At 51.4% G+C, this 14,228-nt stretch carries 17 protein-coding genes; 8 read left to right on the top strand and 9 right to left on the bottom strand.

The features are described from left to right. Window positions 1-277 precede the first annotated feature (277 nt). From G9409_RS10160 to lipA, 5 genes are all read right to left on the bottom strand, one after another. Window positions 278-1,171, bottom strand: coding sequence for an SDR family oxidoreductase (locus G9409_RS10160; RefSeq protein WP_166808650.1), 894 nt, complete (start codon window positions 1,169-1,171; stop codon window positions 278-280). A gap of 71 nt (window positions 1,172-1,242) precedes the next feature. After that, the gene (locus G9409_RS10155; RefSeq protein WP_208019711.1) at window positions 1,243-2,178 is read right to left on the bottom strand and encodes a DNA glycosylase; all 936 of its coding nucleotides are present in this window, start codon (window positions 2,176-2,178) and stop codon (window positions 1,243-1,245) included. Window positions 2,179-2,705: 527 nt separating this feature from the next. After that, entirely contained in the window at window positions 2,706-3,407 is a 702-nt protein-coding gene (locus G9409_RS10150) for an SDR family oxidoreductase (protein WP_166808649.1), read from the bottom strand. 362 nt (window positions 3,408-3,769) lie between these two features. Continuing rightward, window positions 3,770-4,348 carry a hypothetical protein gene (locus tag G9409_RS10145; protein WP_166808648.1) on the bottom strand — a complete coding sequence of 193 codons (579 nt, stop codon included), beginning with the start codon at window positions 4,346-4,348 and terminating at the stop codon, window positions 3,770-3,772. After that, window positions 4,348-5,247, bottom strand: coding sequence for a lipoyl synthase (gene lipA, locus G9409_RS10140; protein WP_166808647.1), 900 nt, complete (start codon window positions 5,245-5,247; stop codon window positions 4,348-4,350). The genes G9409_RS10145 and lipA overlap by 1 nt, the downstream gene beginning before the upstream one ends. Window positions 5,248-5,467: 220 nt before the next feature. Between lipA and G9409_RS10135 the strand changes: the two genes are divergently transcribed. Further along, window positions 5,468-5,917: a cupin domain-containing protein gene (locus G9409_RS10135; RefSeq protein ID WP_166808646.1), complete on the top strand. Its 450-nt coding sequence runs from the start codon at window positions 5,468-5,470 to the stop codon at window positions 5,915-5,917. Between the two features lie 239 nt (window positions 5,918-6,156). Here G9409_RS10135 and G9409_RS10130 read toward each other — a convergent pair whose 3' ends face one another. After that, window positions 6,157-6,909, bottom strand: a complete 753-nt coding sequence (locus tag G9409_RS10130; protein ID WP_166808645.1) for a hypothetical protein — start codon at window positions 6,907-6,909, stop codon at window positions 6,157-6,159. Between the two features lie 187 nt (window positions 6,910-7,096). On the opposite strand from G9409_RS10130, the gene G9409_RS10125 reads away from it, so the two are divergent. The 3 genes from G9409_RS10125 (at window position 7,097) to G9409_RS10115 (ending at window position 9,270) form a co-directional block, all read left to right on the top strand. Further along, window positions 7,097-8,059 (top strand): transposase, encoded by a 963-nt coding sequence (locus G9409_RS10125; RefSeq protein ID WP_166808644.1) that lies wholly within the window; start codon window positions 7,097-7,099, stop codon window positions 8,057-8,059. A gap of 100 nt (window positions 8,060-8,159) precedes the next feature. After that, window positions 8,160-8,819 (top strand): 3'-5' exonuclease, encoded by a 660-nt coding sequence (locus G9409_RS10120; RefSeq protein WP_166808643.1) that lies wholly within the window; start codon window positions 8,160-8,162, stop codon window positions 8,817-8,819. Continuing rightward, window positions 8,806-9,270: a rhodanese-like domain-containing protein gene (locus tag G9409_RS10115; RefSeq protein WP_166808642.1), complete on the top strand. Its 465-nt coding sequence runs from the start codon at window positions 8,806-8,808 to the stop codon at window positions 9,268-9,270. The genes G9409_RS10120 and G9409_RS10115 overlap by 14 nt, the downstream gene beginning before the upstream one ends. A gap of 5 nt (window positions 9,271-9,275) precedes the next feature. Here G9409_RS10115 and G9409_RS10110 read toward each other — a convergent pair whose 3' ends face one another. Continuing rightward, on the bottom strand, window positions 9,276-10,067 hold the full coding sequence (locus G9409_RS10110) for a sterol desaturase family protein (protein ID WP_166808641.1): 792 nt from the start codon (window positions 10,065-10,067) through the stop codon (window positions 9,276-9,278). A gap of 127 nt (window positions 10,068-10,194) precedes the next feature. Continuing rightward, window positions 10,195-10,662, bottom strand: a complete 468-nt coding sequence (locus G9409_RS10105; protein WP_166808640.1) for a transcriptional regulator — start codon at window positions 10,660-10,662, stop codon at window positions 10,195-10,197. Between the two features lie 204 nt (window positions 10,663-10,866). Between G9409_RS10105 and G9409_RS10100 the strand changes: the two genes are divergently transcribed. Both G9409_RS10100 and G9409_RS10095 read left to right on the top strand, forming a co-directional pair. Further along, the gene (locus G9409_RS10100) at window positions 10,867-11,379 is read left to right on the top strand and encodes a pyridoxamine 5'-phosphate oxidase family protein (RefSeq protein ID WP_166808639.1); all 513 of its coding nucleotides are present in this window, start codon (window positions 10,867-10,869) and stop codon (window positions 11,377-11,379) included. 64 nt (window positions 11,380-11,443) lie between these two features. Beyond that, window positions 11,444-11,692 carry a hypothetical protein gene (locus G9409_RS10095; protein WP_166808638.1) on the top strand — a complete coding sequence of 83 codons (249 nt, stop codon included), beginning with the start codon at window positions 11,444-11,446 and terminating at the stop codon, window positions 11,690-11,692. Window positions 11,693-11,799: 107 nt separating this feature from the next. Here the strand turns inward: G9409_RS10095 and G9409_RS10090 are convergent, their stop codons facing one another. Next, window positions 11,800-12,366: a peptidylprolyl isomerase gene (locus G9409_RS10090; protein ID WP_166808637.1), complete on the bottom strand. Its 567-nt coding sequence runs from the start codon at window positions 12,364-12,366 to the stop codon at window positions 11,800-11,802. 215 nt (window positions 12,367-12,581) lie between these two features. Here G9409_RS10090 and G9409_RS10085 point away from each other — a divergent pair, with 215 nt between their 5' ends. Both G9409_RS10085 and G9409_RS10080 read left to right on the top strand, forming a co-directional pair. Beyond that, window positions 12,582-13,415 (top strand): cyclase family protein, encoded by an 834-nt coding sequence (locus G9409_RS10085; protein WP_235923299.1) that lies wholly within the window; start codon window positions 12,582-12,584, stop codon window positions 13,413-13,415. Window positions 13,416-13,440: 25 nt separating this feature from the next. After that, window positions 13,441-14,136: a VIT1/CCC1 transporter family protein gene (locus G9409_RS10080; protein ID WP_166808636.1), complete on the top strand. Its 696-nt coding sequence runs from the start codon at window positions 13,441-13,443 to the stop codon at window positions 14,134-14,136. The last annotated feature ends 92 nt before the right edge of the window (window positions 14,137-14,228 follow it).

The following is a 14,228-nucleotide window of genomic DNA, read 5'->3' as shown; positions in this document are numbered from 1 at the left end:
TGACTGCAAGGACGAAGAGAACAGTACTCTTCACATCTCTTTTCATCTTGTCATCTCGAACGCAGTGAGAGATCTCTCTTTTCCAGAATTCAGATCCCTGCAGATCGGTATGACAAAAGAGGACGAACTCGCAGGATCGCCCCTACAGGCAATCCATAATCCAAAATTCAAAATCTCTTCATCCTGTCCACTCAAGTCCACTTCTGTCCACCATTTCTTCGTCCACACGGTCCACTTTTTTCCGATTCTCCACTGTTCAGCACTCTCTCTTTCCTCTTCAGTCATGTTTGGATGAAGAGGCCAGCTCCGCAAAAAAATCCTTGAGATGACGTGAGCCGTAAGAAGGTGCCACATGATCGAATTTGAGTGCTTCAACCGCAAAGGAGAGCAGATCGGCCAGATTACGGTTGAAGAGCCCTGCCACCATGAGCGAGCCTTCAGCCAGCCACATCGGCAGTGAGGTTATCCATGGGGATTTTCCGCAGGCAAAAAACGCCATCTCCATCACCTCCCTGAAGGTATAGATGTCGGGGCCGCCAACCGGAATTTCGCGACTCTCTCCCTCTGCTGCATCGGCACACACCACAGCAAGGTCAGCGCCGTGGATCGGGTTGATTTTTTTATCACCCTCACCCACCATGAAGAGGTGGCCACCTCGGGCCATCGAAAAGAATCTGCCCATATCGGAAAAATAACCGTTCGGACGCATGACCGCCCAGGAGAGGCCTGAAGCCTTCAGATCGGCAGCAAACTGTTCATGAGCCTTTATAGTCGGAATGTCAGGCATTTTATCCTGGTTGAAAACCGAAACATAAATAAACCTTGACACCTTCTGGCGGACAGCCTGCTCAAGAATGCGGCCGTTGCCGAGGTGATCAACATCATAGCTGGTGAGTTTCGGGTCGGGCGCAGTAAGGCCGAGAGCGGAAAAGACGATATCAACACCGTTGCATACGCCTTCAATAGTTGCCGGATCAGTCACATCACCAATCACAATCTCATCCACCAGATCGTAGATTGCCGGTTCGCCATGAGGGCCTGCGGTTTTGATCTTCTCAGTGTTCCGTACCAGTGCCCGGACCCTGTAGCCCCTTTTTTTGAACTCACACACGGCATATCGTCCAAGATATCCGGATGCACCGGCAATCAGTACTGTTTTTTCGATGGTCATGATAGTTGCGAGTTGCGCTGCTGTTTTAAACAAAGAGATCCACTGAACAGTAGAAACAAGCGTCAGGACGGTTAAAACGTTCGGAGTTTCTTGATCTCCCTCCGCCAGCAGTGAAAAAGCAGATGCCCGGCATATCCGGCAAACTCCGGGTTGAAGATCGTACGGGCTTCACGGTCAAGCTCAAGATAGCGAGCGGGCGTAAGGGGTTTAAGCGCTTCAGGGCTCCTGAACCAGTGGGCAAGGTACTGTTTGACATGGGTGTCGATGGGGAATGCGTCAAAACGCCCAAGACCGAAGAGTGCGATGCAGTCAGCGATTTTGTAACCGATGCCCGGGTTGAGGCAGAGGACGCGGCGCAGTTCCGGCAGTGGGAGCTGCGGATTACGGAGCATCTCGTGATCAATTACCCCCTCACTAAAAGCTCTTGCTGCACGAGCGATGTTTGCTGCCCTGATGCGGTTGTTGTTGGTGCATCGACTCAGTATGGAAATATCAGCTTCGGCAAGTGAGAGGGGAGTGGGGAAGCTGTAAAGATTGATCAATTTCTCTCCGAACAGGAGGGCTCTCTTTTCGCCATACATCTGGCAAAGCATGGTCACCTGTTTTCTGATCAGATGCATGCCGATTCCCTGGGCGCACATGAAGGTGATCATGGTCTCAAAAAAATCCTGTCGCAAAACCCGCAGCGAAAAATATCCCGAGAGCAGTTTCCAGAGCTCCGGATAGCTCTTCTGGAAACGGTCATGAAAAACCTTGTTAATATCAATATCAATCGAGAGGTAGCTCGTAATAAATGAAGGAACTGATATGCCGTATATCATTGAAGAATCAGAATAAACCTCAAATTCATGTGATGATAACTTCCTTATGAATACAGCTGATGAATCAATGATTGATGCGTAATAATCATAGCCAGCATCAATATTATTCCACATAAAAGACTGGCCGCTGAAAAGTGTTCCGTGAAGATCACACGTTGAACATGATTTTATAATAAACCTGTACAATTATTTTTTGTTATTGTGTTTAAGAGATAAAAAACGAACTGTCTCACACTTCATAAGTCTTATGATTCTTTGCCTATTAAAGCATTAAAATGAAATAATATATATGCTTTTACATAAAAATATTTTAATTATTGTGCTGTGTGGTTACTGGTTGTTTTAATTGGCTTGTTTATTGGCATTAAAATGATAATGTTGATATTTTTAATCATTATTATTTATTCTTTATTCGTGTTTGATAGTTGAATTATGTGCGATTGTGAGCCTTGTATAAGATTGGTGCTGAGTGTGGTTATAACATTTACTGCGTATTAACACGAGTCGCTGATAAAAAACGATTATAAGGTGTAATATATGCAAGTGTTATCATAATGAGTTGGTTGATTGTTTCTGTGTTTAATCTGCTTAGTCGTTCTTAATAAGGTTTTGTAAATTTTTTGTGTCTGGTGGTTATAGGTGTGTGATAACCGGATGGCTGTTGCTCTTTGGTAGAGCTCCGGAATTATGGATCTCCTGCTCTCAGGATGAGGTCAGGAGTGAATCTGCTTGAAGAATGGTGCGAGTGAGGCCAGCGAAACTTCCTCTTTCTCGATGAGTTCAAAGGTCAGATTATGGGCTTCAGGGGTGAAGAGAGAGAGGACGGCAACCTCTGCAACATCGCTTCTCTGGATAACTCCGGTGGTGATGTTGTCGCCGGTATCAAACAGCAGATTGTGCTGAAGAGGTGCTCCGTCAAGCAGCCCTCCGGGCCTGAGAATGGTGTAGGTAAAGCCGGGTTCGGAGTAGAGTCTGCGGACCTCGTTTTCAGCTTCGAGCTTCATGGAGAGTACCCGGCCATACTTGTTCAGGGGGTGATCAGGCTTGGTAACACTGAGCGAGCTGACAAGAATAAAGTGCCTTACATCCTCCTCTTTGGCTATGGTTGCAAGGTTGATGATGCCGTCACGGTCGATTGCCGAGGGCGGGGGTGCAGCCGGGTCAGTTACATTTCCTCCGATTGCAGAGATGACGGCCTGTGCGTTTTGCACCGCAGCCCTGATCTCTTCGGGATGCTCTACAGAACCGATAGTCAACCGGTCAATGATTTCAGGCCCGAAAAGCCTTATTGCTTTTTCGCCAGATCGTACAAAGAGCCGAAACGCAATGCCGTGAGCCTGAAGGCGCTTCACTACCCACTCCCCGGTTCTTCCGGTAGCTCCCGCTACCAGTACACTGCCCTTGAATGCACTCATGTTCAGGGGGTTTGTATGGTTTTTTGTCTATATAGAAAAGGACTAAGACGACTTTATGGACTACAACGACGAAGAGGGTTGGGAACCTTTACCCGCTATTCAGCAGGGCAATCACAAGGGACTGCCTCTAAAGATTCAATCCAAAATCTCTTCAAAGAGTGTCATGTCGAACAACGAGAGGCATCTCCTGATGGTTCCCCGGAAAAGATTCCTCAACCGATTGCATCGGATTCGGGATGACATTCCCCGGAATAGATCCCTCACACAACTGCGTTGGATCGGGATGACATTCCCCGGAATAGATCCCTCACACAACTGCGTTGGATCGGGATGAATTGAAAACATAGGTTCATGTTTTCAATTCAGTTAAAGAGTGAAAACTTCACATTCATGACCATGGTCAGATCCACCAGCGCGTGCAGGAAGATGACGGTTCTGATGTCGCGGTACCAGAAGAAGGCGAGCGCCCAGCTTGAGGCGATAAGGAGCTGAACCGGCATGAAAAATGGTTTGTAGGGGCTCGTCTGTACCACATGCTCAGGGAGGATATTGATCCAGAAGAGGCCGTGAATCAGGCCGCTGTAGACCATAAAGCAGAAGAAACCGACAAGGAATATGGCCCACGGGTTTTGTGTAACCTTTCCTGTAAGCGTGGCGCCGAGCTGAAAGACGGCATAAAACATGAAGGTTTCGGCAATGCCGTTACCGATACTGAACACCAGCACAGTCAGGGGATCAAGCGCGCGCCCCCCGTCGGTGGTGGAGTGGGAGTAGACCCAGGCATTGATGGCTATGATCAGGAGTGATGCCCCGAGCAGCGCTATCCTCCGGGTGTCGAACTCGCGGTTGAAAGCAAGGATATCCTTTTTGAAAAACAGAAATCCGACCAGAAGCGCAAAGGCCCAGTAGGCATAGATCATCATCGGTACCGATAGTTCCATTACTCTGTATAGGTTAAGGGTTTGGGTAGTGCTTCGATGGTATTGCTGAATGCTTCGGCATGATAGGAGCTGCGCACAAAGGGGCCGGACTGCACATGGCGGAACCCTGCCTTTTCAGCGACCACCCTGTAGTCGTCAAACTCCCAGGGAGTAACATAGCGCGCGACCGGCAGATGGGCCGGAGATGGCTGAAGATACTGGCCGATGGTGACCATATCGCACCCGTGGCGGACAAGGTCAACGAGAGCGGTTGCCACCTCATCGGCACTTTCACCCATACCGACCATCAGCCCTGACTTGGTTGAGAGGCCGAACTCCTCTTTTGCCCGCTGCAAGAGCTCCATTGAGCGGTTGTAGCTTGCCTGCGGTCGCACTTTGCTGTAGAGCGAGGGGACGGTTTCAATGTTGTGGTTCAGCACCTCCGGAGCTTCAGTCATCACCAGGTCAAGCGAGTGCTCATTGCCCTCAAAATCGGGGATAAGGCACTCTATGGTGAGCGCAGGCTTGACTGCGCGTATTGCCCTTATGGTTGCTACCCAGTGCCCGGCCCCTCCGTCGGGGAGGTCATCACGGGTAACACTGGTGAGTACAACGTGTTTGAGGCGCATGGATTCAACCGCCATGGCGATATTCTCAGGTTCCAGAGGGTCGGGGGATGGTGGCTGTGCGGTCGTGCCGACCGCGCAGAAGCGGCAGGTACGTGTACAGGTATTGCCAAGCAACAGAAAGGTTGCGGTGCCTCTCGACCAGCACTCCTGCAGGTTCGGGCAGAGTGCCGACCGGCAGACCGTGTTGAGGCTGTGGCGGTTCAGCAGCTGACGTGTCGAGGCAAACGAAGCCCCTGAAGCCATCCTGATTTTCAGCCACTCCGGCTTTTTGCCTGCGCCCTGTCGTTCCATAAATCCTTTCAATAGTTAGTAATCGTGCAATATAGATAATCCGGAAATTCTTTCACTCCCCAACATCCTTCCCATGCATTCAGGATTATCGTTTTGGTGATTTTATTGCTGCTCATACCTGCTGATTGTATATTTTATTTTTTAGCAAATATTTATCGCTGCACTGCGGGTTATTCGGGTGATGTGCAGCGGAACATGAACTGAACAGTGGAGAGTGAGAATGCAGAGATACCTGATGATGTCGATTGTGCTTTTCTTCATGCAGGCAGGGACGCTGCATGCGGCGGAGTACCAGAATGTGGAGGTGAAAAAGCTTCTTACCGCCACCAAAACGACAACCAGCGGTGAGAAGATAAGATACCTCAACAGCAAAAACCCCGAGGTTACCGCCCTCACGGTACGCATTCCTCCCGGAGGTTCAACCGGATGGCACAAGCACCCGGTCCCGGTTTACGCCTATGTGCTCGAAGGGAGGCTTACGGTAGCGTTAAAAGACGGCAGAACCTTTACCTTCAACAAGGGAGATGCACTTGTCGAAGTGGTCAATACCTTTCACAACGGCACCAACTCCGGCCCTGAACCAGTCACCCTTGCCGTATTCTATACCGGTGCAGCGGGCCTGCAGAACGTAATCAAGGAGGAGCCTGCTGCCGCTCCGGCAGCCCCATAACACATAACACGGCAAGAGTTGCCAGCGTTTCACAACCTCAGCACTGATTACCTGGTAATTCACGGCCCCTCCTGAATAACAGGAAAAGATAACCGCTTGAGGGCTGTTCCGCTCTTTTTTTCAGGCTTCCAACTTGCTTGGTTCATCACAAAGCATTGCAACGATTGGTTTTCCCGACATTCTCTACGCTTTCCCTCTTGAAGATGAACCCAGCCGGCAACATCAACTACGCTCGGTACTCACTCCTGATACACCACCGGATCCGGTGAGTCGATCATGGGATTGAGACGAACCGCCAGAGAGAAAAGATAGGGGTAATCCTCCTTGAGATGCTGCATATAGAGGATCCACTCACGGATGAGATGAGCGAAAACCCGCTTAATGTCCCCATTGATGTGCTCTTTGTCACTCGGCGGCATACGATCGAACGACTCCCGGGCCTTGAGCTCTTCAGTGAGATGAAACACTGCCCAGAGAAGGTCGGTAAAATTTTCGTGCTCAAAAAGATTCTGGTTTTCCAGCAGACTCAGCAGGAAGCTTCGTTTTCCGGCCATGAACTGCTTCAGCGAGGTGAGGGCATCTCTATCGATGCTGATCCTCTGGTTGCTTTGGCGCAGAAAGTCGAGCGACGCGTCAAAATCCTCTTTTTTCCATGAGCCTGTCATTCGCAGGTGTTTTTTCAGTTCCTCGCTTCCGGCCACGTGTACCGACAACTCTTTCAGCAGGTGGTTGCCGAATTCACTGAAAAAAACGCCGATAACCATGTTCAGTTTTCTCATGACAGACTGGCGCTCCCTCTCCCTGAGCACTTTTTCGAAGAGGAGCGTGACGACTATGATGTAAATTGGCAGGAAGGCGAGATTGCCGAGAAAGCTGGCTGATATCTCCCTCAGGTTGCCGAAAATGCTGAAGTCAATACCATAAAGAGCCACCGAGATGGCAAAAAGGACGGACACCGTCCACACCTTGTTCATAAACAGTTTTTTAAACATGAACACCCGATACGTTATTTTAACAGGAACCAAACAACCTGAATACCTTGCACCATAAACAAACAAAAACATCTTACCGTTCGCTGACAATTAGGGGACGTAAGTGACAAAGGTAATTAATAAATCATTTCCTATCTTCGTGGAAAGGAGCAGTTATAGGCAGTGAACCCGTAAAGGAGAGTTAGCCATGCCAAGAGGAGCGAGACTGGATGCACCGGGATCGTTGCATCATGTGATGGTTCGCGGAATTGAGCGGACGGCTATTGTATTTGATGAAAAAGACCGACAGGATCTATTAAACCGGATTGGCAAAGCAGCAGAAAAAACCGGAACAGTGATATATGCCTGGTCGTTGATGACCAATCATACACATCTGTTGCTCAGAAGCGGATCGTCGGGTTTACCGACCTTCATGCGAAAGGTGCTGACGGGGTATTCGGTATCGTTTAACATGAGGCATCATCGTACGGGGCATCTGTTCCAGAATCGCTACAAATCGATACTCTGCGAAGAAGAGCCCTATTTCGTCAAGCTGGTGAGTTATATTCATCTGAACCCCTTGCGAGCCGGATTGGTCGATTCACTGGAAGAGTTGGATCGGTATCCGTGGAGCGGCCATAAGGCGCTTATGGGATTGACCAAATATCCCTGGCAGGAGACGGAATATGTTTTGCAACAGTTTGGCATTTCAGCAGGAAAGGCGCGGAAGCTCTATCTTGAGTTTGTTCGGGACCAAATCCAGCATGGTCGTCAGCCGGAGTTGACGGGAGGCGGATTGGTGCGCTCAGCAGGCGGTTGGTCTGAAGTGCTGTCCATGAGAAAACGGGGAGAGCGTCGGTTCAGCGATGAAAGGATACTGGGCAGCGGATCGTTCGTAGAAGAGGTGCTCGGAGAGGTAGGTGATGAACAAAAGGAGATGATGCCGGTGAGGATGAGGCAGGCAGATGCTCATGAGTTGATCGAACAGCAGTGTAACGCAAGGGGGTTGTCGATCGATGCCCTGCAGGGAGGGAGTCGAAGCAGAGAATATTCTGCGTTGCGAAGGGAGCTTTCGAGGAACCTGATTATCGAATTCGGATTGTCGCATGCAGATGTAGCCCGAATGCTGGGGATTTCAAGGGCAGGCGTGAGTCAGATGTTGCTACGCTGACGAGCCGGAGGTTTTTGGGCTAAATGTTTCTTTTGTTTTGTTACCTCTGTCACTTACGTCCCCTAAGGCTCGTTTCTTAAGAACAGATAAACAATGTGCAATGCAGCGAATGTTGGCGGAGAGTGTGGTAGTGCTTGATTTCGAGACGACGGGCTTGTCACCGGAGTATGGTGACCGGGCTATCGAGATCGGTGCGGTGCTTCTGGAGCAGGGGGAGATTATCGGGCGTTTTCAGAAGCTGATGAATCCCGGTTTCCGGATAAGCCAGTTTATCGAAGGCTATACCGGCATTACCAATGAGATGCTCAAAGGCCAGCCCTGCTGTGAAGAGGTGATGGCTGAGTTTTCAGAGTTCATAGCCGGACGCAATTTCGTTGCGCATAATGCCGCATTCGACCGACGGTTTCTTGATTTCGAGCTGAAACGGGCGAAACGGGCATACGATGGCTCCTGCTGCTGCTCTCTGCTTGTCTCAAGAAGGATTTATCAGGACTCTCCGAACCACAAGCTGCAGACGCTTGTGTCGCATGCGGGCATCAGGCAGACCGGCGTGTTTCACCGCGCACTCGCAGATGCCGAGATGACCGCGCAATTGTGGCTCTCCATGATCGAGCGGATTCGCCGGCAATACAGAATGCCGATAGTTTTCTTTGATCAGCTTTGTGAACTCTCACGGGTCGATAAACTCTATACTCACCGGTATCTTACTAACCTGGCTTCTGCGAAAACAGGAGAGGAGGACGGGGATGTTTGGTCCTGACTGGCTGCTCGACAGAGCCATCACCTTCATTGAGCGGACACACCGGGTTGAACACCTGAAGAGTGATGAACTGGCGGCTATGCTTGCCGGATCAGCTCCGCCGTTACTGTTTGACACCCGCACCATAGAGGAGTATGAAATGAGTCATATCGCGACCGCCCTCCGTCTTGATCAGGATATCACTCTGGAAGCTTTCGAGGATCGCTACGCCTTCCTTGTAGCGGGTCGTAACACTGTCGTATACTGTTCGGTTGGCCAGCGCAGTTCGGATCTGCTTGAGCGGGTTGAGAGCGTGTGCCTGAAAGCGGGGGCCAGAAGCTTGCGTAACCTTCGGGGCGGCATCTTTCGATGGTATAATGAGGGAAGGACGGTCATTAATGCAGGGGGTGTGACGGATGATATCCACCGCTACGATCCGATCTGGGGTATGATGGTTGAAGAGCGACGGTAGTCTTGCTACGAACGGAACGGCCTCTGGAGCAGGGCGAAGAGCTGCTGATTCCGGGAATCGCTTTCACCGTCGAGTCCGACTTGAAGATTGTCGAGATTCTCTTTCACGAGGAAGCTGCCGAACAGACGGTCCCAAAGGGAGAGCATGCTGCCGTAATTGGTGTTGTGTTCGCTCATGAGCTTCGAGTGATGCAGGCGGTGCATCATAGGGGACGGGATGATGAGCCGGGCCAGACGATCCAGTGCGGGCGGAATGGAGAGGTTGCTGTGGTGGAATTCGATGACCGGTGTCATGAGGAGCGAGTAGAGCAGCAGGTGTTCGATACCCGCCCCCATCAGCATGAAAAGGGGGAGGCGCAGCAGCTCCGAGAAGAGGATCTCCATCCAGTGGAAGCGCCAGCTCGACGTAACATCGAGGGTGGCATCGCTGTGGTGTACGGAGTGGAAGCGCCAGAGCATTCTTGTTTCATGGTTGAGACGATGCCAGAGGTACATCCACAGGTCGATAAGCAGGATGATCAGGATCGCTTCTGGAGCGGGTGGAAGGTTCAGCATCCCGATACCCGGCCAGAGGCTTTTCGACCACTCCAGCATGAATGCCATGAGGAAACCCGAAGGGAGGAGGATCAAGAGGTTCAGGGCGGCTAAAGAAAGGTTGAGCCTGGCATGGAGGGCGCGCTTCTGCACAGTGGAGAAGAAGGGCTTGAGCCCTTCGATGATCCAGAAGAGCACTCCGCAGGCAATGGTGGTGCCGTAAGCAAGTATGTGGAGGTCGGGTATGGAGAAGATTTCTGCCATGCTGTTCATGATGAAAATAAAGAGTGTGGATCTCCAGCCCGCATTATCTCCTGCTCCACTCCGATCCGAGTGAGAGCAAGCATGGTCTGGAGCCCTCCAAAAGCCTGCATGGTTGTTGGAGCAGAGCTTAACTCTCCTGTTTTGCCGGACGTTCGTATTTGAAGATGCAGACCGGGCTACCGTATGCCTGACGGCTGAGGATCTCTCCCTCCATTTCCGGGAAAGCCCTGCGGGTTGCCTCCATATCAAGCTCGCAGATCACATGGCAGGGTATATCGAACCCGAACTCATTGCCAGCTTCCAGGTAGGGGCAGACCTTCTGTATTTCAAGGGCAGCATCGATACCCCGGTTTGAGATGTCCACGGCTACCATATCCATACCGATTGCATTAAAGATGGGGATGGACTTCCGGAACCCGTCTATGAGGGTTGGCAGTGCAAGCAGCGGCCCCATGCGCTCCTTCTGCAGCTCGGGGAACCCTTCGAGCATCGTCTCCCATGCCATCTCCTCACCGAACTCATTGCTGAGCTCCCTGAATCTCGCAAACTTCTTTCTGGCGGATTCAAGCAACTCCGTGTTAGCGTTCCTACTCATGGATTTTCTCCTTGATTACCGTTAATAGCGTGCACTATTGCACAGAACACTGTATAATCAATGTACGGGGTGCAGGGCGGATGTTCAAATATTGATGCTCCTCATCCGGGAGCGGAGCTAAAAAATCTTGCGTATAATCGCGGAATTTAGTGATCTTCATGATAGAGGAGAGGCATTTTCAACCTTCACAACCGAGGAGCGGAGATGAGTGAACAGGTTCCCGAAATCTTTACAAAAAAAGTCGAAAGGCTGCTTGCACCCGAAGAGCTTGAAGCGCGTATCCTGAAGTTTCTCGCCTCCCGGCGCCTCTGCGTGCTTTCTACCAGCCGTGACAATGAGCCGCGTTCAACACCCATTCTCTTTCGCTCAAAGGGGTTCACCCTCTACATGGCCGGCGAACCAGGTCTCAAGCTCGGCAACATCATGCAAAACCCGAGCGTCAGCGTTGGTATCTTCGATCCGAAAGCGGAGTTCTCCGATGAGATACAGGATATCACCGGCCTGCAGATAAGCGCTCATGCGAGGCTGCTCGGCAAGGAGGATCCCGGTTTTAACGAGGCGTTCAACCTTTTTGGTCGTCCCCAGGTGTGGGCTGAACACTGGTTCGGCAAGATGATTGAGGTAATACCCGACCGTGTAGAGATGCTCTCCATGGGGCTCAAGCTTGAGGGGTATGCTGCCCGCCAGATATGGAGTTCAACAAAAGAGGTGCCGTGAGCTGGGAGATGCTGTTTTAGTCGGGAATCAGTTATATTCCTCGAAAAATTTAACAGGGAGGCTTATGGAGACGAAGTATGAGGTGGGTGGAGATTTTTTTCGTGAAAAGATTATAGCCGCAATGTTTTATGGATTTCGTGCCATCAAAAATCCCGTATCCGTAACGGTTCATCCTGAACTGATGAAGCGGATACGGGACGATTTCAGCAAAAAGGTGACCGCGCCCAAACGTGTTGGCGGAGTGGAGCTGTTTTTCGGACTGCCGGTAATTGAGGACCCGTCAAAAGCAACTGATTATATCGCCGTAGAGTAAGGCTACAAAGAGTGCGCACCCCTCCCTCCGGATTACAAGCCTCGCTGACTCTCTTCTCGATTGCTTTTACTGCTTCATCCCGCAAGTTCCTTTCCCATTACTCAAACTCACGGTTTAACATCCGAGGCGACCCTCATCCTCACGATTCTGGTAGGATTGGAGACCATGCCATTGTTGAATTGCGAACCGGCCCTGACCTTGTCGACAAACTCCATTCCTGATACAACCTGCCCCCATATTGTGTACTGCCCGTCGAGGAAGGGTGCCGGTGCAAAGCAGATGAAAAACTGACTGTCGCCGCTGTTCGGATCAGAAGCGCGGGCCATGGAGACGGTGCCACGGATATGCTGCTGTCGAGAAAATTCCGCTTTAAGCTGCTGTCCGGAACCGCCTGAACCGTCGCCCTGCGGATCGCCGGTCTGGGCCATAAATCCGGGAATAACACGGTGGAAGGAGAGTCCGTCATAAAACCCTTTACGGGTAAGCTCCTTGATGCGGGCTACATGGCGGGGGGCGAGATCGGGAAGCAATCGGATGACAACCCGTCCGGATGGAAGGTCAAGGTAGATGGAGTTTGCACGATCCAGTGCCGGTGCACCGTAAACAGAGAGAGGGAGCAGGGTGGCAAGAAGCCCGAAAATGAGGGCAAGTGTTCGTAATGGTCTGTTCTTCATGGGGCAGTGGATAGTTTTGGATGCGATTGTTTTTTGAATTATAGCATGAATGCAGTGAGAAGCAAAGTAAAATTGCAAGTGTACGGTAGATGACAGCTGAGCAGAGCATTGCGGGGAGCTTTATTGAGGAGAGTACGGCATGAGATTCTCCGATCGCATTTTTGTAACTTGTATGTACAGCGCAGTTCCCGGCTGAACGGCTAAACAGGGAGGTGATGATGGCTATGCTCAATTTCAGCGATTTCAGGAAGTATACACTTCCGGTTCTTTTTTCAGTCATGCTGCTTGGCGGAACTCCCTCTGTCGCGTCACCCCATGCGGTTGCACCTTCGGGTGAAAAACTGCTTGACATGACCTATCCGTTTGACGAAAATACCATCTACTGGCCGACCGCCGAGCCCTTTAGCCTGACCAAACTGGATTGGAAGGTTACTCCGGGCGGGTGGTGGTATGCCTCCAATAACTATGGAGCTGCCGAGCACGGCGGCACCCATGTTGATGCCCCCGTACATTTTGCAGAAAAAGGCCGGACCATTGACAGCATTGCGCTTGACGAATGGATCGGTCCGGCGGTTAAAATTGATGTTGTTGCCGCATGTATGAAGAACAGGGCATACCGGCTGACGGTAAACGATGTTTTGAAATGGGAGGCCAGACATGGCCGCCTGCCGGAGCATGCATGGGTACTCATGTACACCGGCATGGATACGAAATACTATCCCGACCGGAAACTGGTGCTTGGAACCCTGAAAACAGGAGCCTCGGCTCTTTCGGAGCTTAGCTTTCCGGGCTTTTCGCCCGAGGTTGCTACGTTTCTTGTCAAAGAGCGTAAGATCAAGGGGATAGGGCTCGATACACCGAGCATTGATCCCGGCGACTCAAAGGACTTTCAGGTGCACCGGATCTGTTTTGCGGCCGATAAACTCGCGATTGAAAATATTGCCTCCCTTGACCGATTGCCCGAAAAGGGCGCAATGCTCTATGTTATGCCGATGCTGATAAAGGATGGCACCGGCTCACCAGCCCGAATTTTTGCACTATTTCCGTAAACAGTCATAACCGGAGATCTTGACTATGTCATTTATTCACAGGGAGTCACACCGCTCGGATCGAATCGGCTGGCTTCGCGCTGCCGTGCTTGGGGCAAATGACGGCACCATCTCGACAGCAAGTCTCTTGATAGGCGTAGCTGCTGCAGGCTCCTCCGAGCAGAGTATTTTGTTGACCGGGGTAGCTGGTCTTGTCGCCGGAGCCATGTCGATGGCAGCGGGGGAGTATGTATCGGTTCAGTCGCAGGCCGACACCGAGGAGGCCGATATTGCACGCGAAAAGCGCGAGCTGGCGGAGGATCCGGAGCATGAACTGGAGGAGCTGACCGCTATCTATGTGAGTCGCGGACTTGAAGAGCCGCTGGCACTGCGCGTGGCGGTGAGTCTGATGCAGAAGGATGCTCTCGGAGCACATGCCCGTGATGAGCTCGGCATTACCGATACCCTGCGGGCACGGCCGATCCAGGCGGCACTCTCCTCCGCACTCTCGTTTGTTGCCGGTGCGGTTATCCCGATAGGCGCAGCTCTGCTTGCCCCGGCACCATATATCGCCGAAGTTACCTCCGCAACCGCGCTGGTCTCCCTTGTGTTTCTGGGTGGAATGGCAGCCTGGGCAGGCGGGGCATCGCTTCTGAAAGGAGCTCTCCGTGTTGCCTTTTGGGGTGCACTTGCCATGGGGTTGACGGCGGGGGTGGGGAGGATTTTCGGAGCGGTCGTATAAGCTGCGCTATAAATTTACTTCGCGTGATGATTGCTTCGTTGGTCCGGTACTCTATCGGGCTGCCGTTTTTTTTGCCAATTTTATTGCGAGGT

Origin of the sequence: Candidatus Chlorobium masyuteum (assembly GCF_011601315.1) — a bacterium.
GTDB lineage: Bacteria > Bacteroidota > Chlorobiia > Chlorobiales > Chlorobiaceae > Chlorobium > Chlorobium masyuteum.
Note: the sequence above shows the minus strand (reverse complement) of the source record. Positions and strands in the feature narration are given on the sequence as shown.

What these genes read in the sequence shown, in the direction of transcription:
- G9409_RS10160 (WP_166808650.1), bottom strand. Translation starts at nt 1,171, where the DNA reads ATGACCATCGAAAAAACAGTACTGATTGCCGGTGCATCCGGATATCTT.
- G9409_RS10150 (WP_166808649.1), bottom strand. Translation starts at nt 3,407, where the DNA reads ATGAGTGCATTCAAGGGCAGTGTACTGGTAGCGGGAGCTACCGGAAGA.
- G9409_RS10145 (WP_166808648.1), bottom strand. Translation starts at nt 4,348, where the DNA reads ATGGAACTATCGGTACCGATGATGATCTATGCCTACTGGGCCTTTGCG.
- lipA (WP_166808647.1), bottom strand. Translation starts at nt 5,247, where the DNA reads ATGGAACGACAGGGCGCAGGCAAAAAGCCGGAGTGGCTGAAAATCAGG.
- G9409_RS10135 (WP_166808646.1), top strand. Translation starts at nt 5,468, where the DNA reads ATGCAGAGATACCTGATGATGTCGATTGTGCTTTTCTTCATGCAGGCA.
- G9409_RS10130 (WP_166808645.1), bottom strand. Translation starts at nt 6,909, where the DNA reads ATGTTTAAAAAACTGTTTATGAACAAGGTGTGGACGGTGTCCGTCCTT.
- G9409_RS10125 (WP_166808644.1), top strand. Translation starts at nt 7,097, where the DNA reads ATGCCAAGAGGAGCGAGACTGGATGCACCGGGATCGTTGCATCATGTG.
- G9409_RS10120 (WP_166808643.1), top strand. Translation starts at nt 8,160, where the DNA reads ATGCAGCGAATGTTGGCGGAGAGTGTGGTAGTGCTTGATTTCGAGACG.
- G9409_RS10115 (WP_166808642.1), top strand. Translation starts at nt 8,806, where the DNA reads ATGTTTGGTCCTGACTGGCTGCTCGACAGAGCCATCACCTTCATTGAG.
- G9409_RS10110 (WP_166808641.1), bottom strand. Translation starts at nt 10,067, where the DNA reads ATGGCAGAAATCTTCTCCATACCCGACCTCCACATACTTGCTTACGGC.
- G9409_RS10105 (WP_166808640.1), bottom strand. Translation starts at nt 10,662, where the DNA reads ATGAGTAGGAACGCTAACACGGAGTTGCTTGAATCCGCCAGAAAGAAG.
- G9409_RS10100 (WP_166808639.1), top strand. Translation starts at nt 10,867, where the DNA reads ATGAGTGAACAGGTTCCCGAAATCTTTACAAAAAAAGTCGAAAGGCTG.
- G9409_RS10095 (WP_166808638.1), top strand. Translation starts at nt 11,444, where the DNA reads ATGGAGACGAAGTATGAGGTGGGTGGAGATTTTTTTCGTGAAAAGATT.
- G9409_RS10090 (WP_166808637.1), bottom strand. Translation starts at nt 12,366, where the DNA reads ATGAAGAACAGACCATTACGAACACTTGCCCTCATTTTCGGGCTTCTT.
- G9409_RS10085 (WP_235923299.1), top strand. Translation starts at nt 12,582, where the DNA reads ATGATGGCTATGCTCAATTTCAGCGATTTCAGGAAGTATACACTTCCG.
- G9409_RS10080 (WP_166808636.1), top strand. Translation starts at nt 13,441, where the DNA reads ATGTCATTTATTCACAGGGAGTCACACCGCTCGGATCGAATCGGCTGG.